General features: G+C 60.4%; 5 protein-coding genes, 1 tRNA gene and 1 pseudogene. 4 read left to right on the top strand and 3 right to left on the bottom strand.

The features are described from left to right. Positions 1 to 75 precede the first annotated feature (75 nt). The 3 genes and pseudogenes from HAT86_RS16655 to leuB form a co-directional block, all read left to right on the top strand. Positions 76 to 327, top strand: a pseudogene (locus tag HAT86_RS16655) (hypothetical protein); the annotation flags it as partial. A gap of 50 nt (positions 328 to 377) precedes the next feature. Then, entirely contained in the window at positions 378 to 1,400 is a 1,023-nt protein-coding gene (locus HAT86_RS16660; RefSeq protein WP_331272578.1) for an endonuclease/exonuclease/phosphatase family protein, read from the top strand. A gap of 75 nt (positions 1,401 to 1,475) precedes the next feature. Further along, complete coding sequence (gene leuB / locus HAT86_RS16665; RefSeq protein WP_167200587.1) at positions 1,476 to 2,582, top strand: 3-isopropylmalate dehydrogenase; 1,107 nt, start codon at positions 1,476 to 1,478, stop codon at positions 2,580 to 2,582. 3 nt (positions 2,583 to 2,585) lie between these two features. On the opposite strand, the gene HAT86_RS16670 is transcribed toward leuB, so the two are convergent. Continuing rightward, positions 2,586 to 4,178: a Na/Pi cotransporter family protein gene (locus tag HAT86_RS16670; RefSeq protein WP_167200590.1), complete on the bottom strand. Its 1,593-nt coding sequence runs from the start codon at positions 4,176 to 4,178 to the stop codon at positions 2,586 to 2,588. A gap of 109 nt (positions 4,179 to 4,287) precedes the next feature. On the opposite strand from HAT86_RS16670, the gene HAT86_RS16675 reads away from it, so the two are divergent. Next, a tRNA-Pro gene (locus tag HAT86_RS16675) sits at positions 4,288 to 4,364 on the top strand. A 432-nt stretch (positions 4,365 to 4,796) separates the two neighbouring features. On the opposite strand, the gene HAT86_RS16680 is transcribed toward HAT86_RS16675, so the two are convergent. Further along, positions 4,797 to 5,405 carry an alpha-ketoglutarate-dependent dioxygenase AlkB gene (locus tag HAT86_RS16680; protein ID WP_231125958.1) on the bottom strand — a complete coding sequence of 203 codons (609 nt, stop codon included), beginning with the start codon at positions 5,403 to 5,405 and terminating at the stop codon, positions 4,797 to 4,799. Beyond that, a partial coding sequence (locus HAT86_RS16685; protein WP_196780645.1) for a Rossmann-like fold-containing protein occupies positions 5,365 to 5,732 on the bottom strand: 368 nt, incomplete at its 5' end. The genes HAT86_RS16685 and HAT86_RS16680, both read right to left, overlap by 41 nt.

A 5,732-nucleotide genomic window follows, 5' to 3' on the forward strand; every position in this document is an offset into this window, starting at 1 on the left:
TATATGCCTCAAAAGCATGGAATCACAAAGCAAGCATCATGGGAATCCTGAATCTGATCAGGGGCGACACGCTCTAACATTGTATTAGGATCTCTGCTGCCATTCTTGATCCCGGCAGCGATCAAGGCGGCGTCTGATATGATTGACCCGATTTCGGTCGCGCATCCGCAAACGCTTATCTGGACGATCACCGCATGGGCCTTTTTGCCAGCCAGTATGTTGATGCGCGGCGTTGCGATGTCTCGGATTGCCGAGATGATCGAGGAGAAGCGCAACCGCACCTATGCCCGCGCCGAAACCGAGGCCGAGGCGCTGCATCGCGCCTGATTTGTGCGCTTTGGTTTGTGTTGGCCGCTGCATGGGCCCAAGCCGAACCCTTGCGTATTGCAACTTTCAACACGGGATTGGAACGCGACGGTCCGGGGCTATTGTTGCGCGATATATTGCGTGGGGATGATGCGCAGATCCGCGCGGTGATCACGGTGCTGGCCAATGCCGCGCCCGACATCGTGGCGCTGCAAGGCGTGGATCATGATCATGACTTGCACACGTTGCGCGCATTACGCGATGCGATTGCCCTGTCCGGGCCAGACTATCCATATATCTTAGCACCAGCGCCGAATGCCGGGAGGGCGACCGGGCTGGATATGGATGGGGACGGGCGTGTGGCCCGTGGGGCCGATGCGCAGGGTTATGGCCGGTTTGTCGGCCAAGGCGGCATGGCCATTCTATCGCGCTATCCGATTGATGGCGCGGGGGCGCGTGATCTGTCGGGTATCCTTTGGCGCGATGTGCCGGGCGCGTTATTGCCGACAGTTGGCGGCCAGCCTTTTCCGTCGGCGCAGGCGCAGAGGATACAGCGGCTGTCATCGGTCGGCCATTGGATCGTGCCGATCAAGGCACCGGGTGGGGTGGTGCATCTGATGCCCTTTCATGCCGCGCCGCATGTGTTTGATGGGCCAGAAGATCGCAACGGCCGTCGCAATCATGATGAAATTCGACTGTGGCAGCATGTGCTGGATGGTCAATTTGGCCCGGCCCCGCAAGAACGGTTTGTCATTCTGGGCGGGGCCACGATTGATCCGGTGGATGGCGGCGGGCGCAAGGCAGCGATCCGCGCATTGCTGAGTGATCGGCGCGTCATAGACCCCCGCCCGCTGCGCCCCGGCCCTGTGCCCGCGCATCCCGACCTGCAGGGCGATGCGCGCCTTCATACCGTGGATTGGCCCGCGCCCGGCCCCGGCCCGTTGCGGGTGGATTATGTGCTGCCCTCGGCGGATTGGACGGTGATTGATGCCGCTGTCCATTGGCCGCCACCCGGTGTGGAGGGCCATGAGGCGGCGGTCACGGCTAGCACGCATCGGCTGGTCTGGGTTGATTTGACCTATGGCAAGCCATAGGCGCGCTTTCTTGACCATTGCGAGGCTTCGGGATAGGCGAATGGCAATACCTGACAATGTAAAAGGACACGCCCCATGAGCACCCCCTCGCTTCTTATTCTGCCCGGTGATGGCATTGGCCCCGAAGTCATGGCCGAGGTGCGCAAGATCATCGACTGGTATGGCGCGAAACGCGACCTGCCTTTTGTTGTGAGCGAGGATCTGGTTGGTGGTGCAGCCTATGACACGCACGGCACGCCCCTGCATGACGATACGATGGCCAAAGCCCAAGAGGTGGACGCGGTTCTTCTGGGTGCGGTTGGCGGCCCGAAATACGATGATCTGGATTTCAGTGTGAAGCCCGAGCGCGGCTTGCTGCGCCTGCGCAAGGAAATGGATCTGTTCGCCAACCTGCGTCCGGCGCAGTGTTTCGATGCGTTGGCTGATTTCTCGTCTCTCAAAAAGGACGTGGTTGCCGGGCTCGACATCATGATCGTGCGCGAATTGACCAGCGGCATCTATTTCGGCGAGCCGCGCGGTATTTTCGAGGAAGGCAACGAGCGCGTGGGCATCAATACCCAACGCTACACCGAGTCCGAGATCGACCGCGTCGCGCGCAGTGCGTTCGAACTGGCCCGCAAGCGGGGCAACAAGGTGTGTTCGATGGAAAAGGCCAATGTCATGGAATCTGGCGTTCTGTGGCGTGAAGTGGTGCAGAAGGTCCACGACGAAGATTATCCCGACGTTGAGCTGAGCCACATGTATGCCGACGCTGGCGCAATGCAGCTGTGCCGCTGGCCCAAGCAGTTCGATGTCATCGTCACCGACAACCTGTTCGGCGATCTGCTGTCGGATGCCGCGGCGATGCTGACCGGCAGCCTTGGCATGCTGCCCTCGGCCAGCCTTGGTGCGCCGATGGCCAATGGTCGGCCCAAGGCCCTGTACGAGCCGGTGCATGGCTCGGCCCCCGACATCGCAGGGCAGGGCAAGGCCAACCCGATTGCCTGTGTGCTTAGCTTTGCGATGGCACTGCGTTACAGCTTTGACCAGGGATACGAGGCGCAGCGGCTTGAAAAGGCGGTTGAGCAGGTGCTGGCCGATGGCAAGCGCACTGCCGATCTGCTGGGCGAGGACGGCGTGCAGCCGGTTTCGACCTCGGAAATGGGCGATGCCATCGTTGCCGCGCTGGATGCCAGCCTGTAAGCTTTAACGGTCCGGGGCGGGCGGTTTGGCCTGCCCCAAGGCCTGATTGACAGCGGCGTCGTAATCCCCGATCCGCTGCACGTTGTGGATGATCCGCAAAAGCCACCGCATCGCATCGGTGATGTCAAAGGTGTCTTGTACCGAATACAACCCCACATGTTCCCCTAAAAGCAGGCCGCGCCGGTGGCGGTGCACGCGTTTGTCCACGATTGGTGCCATGCGTGCCATGCGCTGGCCGGTTTGTGTCAGGGTCAGCCCCTTGTGCGATGACAGGCAGGTGGCAAACCAAACGGCCGGACGGGCGGTGACGTGATGCCTGTGAAGCGCCGGGATGAAGCGACGCTTGGCACTTTGGCCCAGCAGGCGGTCAAGGTGGTCAACCTGATGCATCAGGGCGGCGTAGGCTTTGGCCTCGGTTGGTTTGCCGCGTGGCACCGTGATGCGCGCCAGATAGGATTTGAGATCCTCCAGAACCGGGGCCAGTTGCGGCGCAAGCGCCGATAGCGCGCGCAGGTCGCGTTGCGGGCCAAGGGCATCGGCATAGGCGGCGAACAGTTGTTTCGCGGCCCATGACATCACGCTATGAGCCGCCTGCATGGCGCTGCCCTCGTCGCTGAGCAGGCGGGGGTCCAGCGCGGGGGGGCGATGTGCGGCAGGTTCGGGCAAGAGCCGTTCAACCGCGTGCGAAAAAGCTGTGGTCAGCGGCAGGAAAACCGCCGCGCCCAGCAGGTTGAACGCGGTGTGAAACAGCACAAGCGCGGTATCCGCGCCCATGCGCAGGGCAATCGAGTGCAAGCCCCCCGACATCCCCCAAAGGAGCGGAAAGGCAAGCACGGTTGTTCCGAGATTGAATAAAAGATTCGCAACCGCCGTCTGTTGCATCGCCCGTGACCCGCCAAGAGCGGCCAGAAGCGCGGTAAATGTGGTGCCGACGTTCATCCCGATCACGGCGGCTGCGGCTTGCATGAGGGTTAGTGTATCATTCCCCAGCAAAACCAGAACCACGGCCACCGCCGCCGACGATGATTGCATCGCAACCGTGATCGCCAGCCCAAGCCCTGCCATAACAACAGCGCCGGTCAACCCATCTGGCAGGCGGTCGGGCTGCAGCCATTCGGCCGCGCCGCCCATGCCGTCTTGCATCATGTCGAGCCCGATAAAAAGCAGGCAAAATCCGGCCACGATCCGCCCGATCCGCGCAATGCGCCCTTCTGACAGCAGCAGCGCAAGGCCGGCCACAAAAAGCAAGCCCATCGAAAGCGTTCCTAGCTTAAGCTTGAAGCCGACAAGCGACACCATCCAGCCGGTCACTGTTGTGCCGATATTGGCCCCGTAAATCACGCCAAGCGCGTGCGAAAAACTCAGCAAACCAGCCCCGACAAAGCCCACCGTCATCACCGTGGTGGCCGAGGACGACTGGATCACGGCTGTCGTCAGCGCGCCGCTGGCGGCGCCGGTCAGCGGGGTAGTCGTAAATCGCGACAGCAATCGGCGCAGCCCGGGGCCTGCGGCTTCGCGCAGCGCATCGGTCATGATCTTCATGCCCAAAAGGAAAAGTCCGATCCCGCCAAGCGCGGGAAGTGCCTGTGCCATCATGCCGAGGTCTCCGACCGACAGAATGCAAATCGCCGCGCCGGAATACAAGGTTGCTCTGCAAATTCCCTTGCAAAGCATGGAAACGATCTGTAATCGCCTGTTCCACGGTCGGAGTGTAGCTCAGCCTGGTAGAGCACTGTCTTCGGGAGGCAGGGGTCGGAGGTTCGAATCCTCTCACTCCGACCAATATTTCAAGGGCTTAGATGGCCTTCGCAAATGTGCTTACTGCTACGGTAAGCACATAGTAAGCACGGTGGGGGAAAATCCGGGTCATTTTGGGTCGAATCTGACCCTTTCGGCTACAGGCTCAGAAGCTTCGGCATGATCGCTGTCATGGCTGAACGGAATTCACCTTGCCGCCCGTTGCCCGGAAACGGCACAACCTCAAACTCACTGCGTTCCCGACGCGGCAATCGCTGCTTTGACAGGTGCCGTGATACCTTTCATGAAGGTCACAACAAGCGGCGCTTCGTAGTCCCTCAATCGCTTTGCCAGTCAGGCGATGATGGCAGCATAGATCGCCGGTCGTTCTGACCGGTCTGCTTGTAGAAGAACGCGCCCCCGGCGGGTGCGCTTTCTCTGAGCCAGAACATTTGGATCAGTGCCCCGCGCTTTCGGTCAATCAAATTGCATCGTTCGAAACGTCAGTGACACACGACGCGATCGCAGGTGTTTTTCGCCGTCGATCAGATCGCTTTTTCGCGCGGGTATGGCGTGGGTCCATTCATGTCGCGCGTCTCCCGAGATGGTCAGAAGGCTGAGTGGCTGGAGAGCCAGATCAACCGTTCGGGAACTTAAAGGATGCTCAAAGCGCATCACGCAGGCCGACCCGAGGCTCAGGATTGCAATTGTCTCGCCAAAGCAGGGGCGGCAGTCGATATGCGCTGAGATGCCTTGTCCGGGCAGATACTCATTTACGATGACTTGATCCGGCAGTTTCGAGAATACGCCTTCGCGGGCCAACCGTTTTGCTAACTTTTCCAAAAAGGCAGGCAAGGTGCCGATGCGGTCTTCGCTCCGCGCCTGCCGCGCCTTGTAGTCATACCTATAGCCGTAGTGCTGAACGCGCCGTTTCAGATCGGCAAGCCACGCAGACGCATCGACAGCGGCGAGCAGCCCATCGGCATCGCTCTCCGTGATGTAGTCTTCGCGGTAGGTCAGGCCGTCCGGAAGCTCGGGCGACGGATCAGCCGGAAAAAGCGAAAGTTGCGAAGGAGCCATGGTCATCTATCGCGCTGTCCTCGTCTGCGGTGCTTTGGTGTGTGTATCCCGCGAAATCCGATGGTTGGAAATCGTAGATATCGGGTTCTGCGAATCCCGCCTTTCGTGCGGCTTCGTTCATTTTGAACGCGCCTTCATAGAATGGGCTGTCCACCGTGGAAATCACGACAACGCCGCCGCGTTTCAGTTGTGAACGGCTGCTTTTCAGAAAGCGCGAGACCAACACATGGTTTGGATTCTGGCCATACTTCGGATCGGGGATGTCCCGACGGATGTTGAAACTTTGAAAAAGGGTGGCGTTGCTTCCCCTGAGCCGTAGGCTCGGGGTGATCA

It is taken from the genome of Roseovarius gahaiensis, from assembly GCF_011601345.1.
In the GTDB taxonomy this organism is placed as follows: Bacteria; Pseudomonadota; Alphaproteobacteria; order Rhodobacterales; family Rhodobacteraceae; genus Roseovarius; species Roseovarius gahaiensis.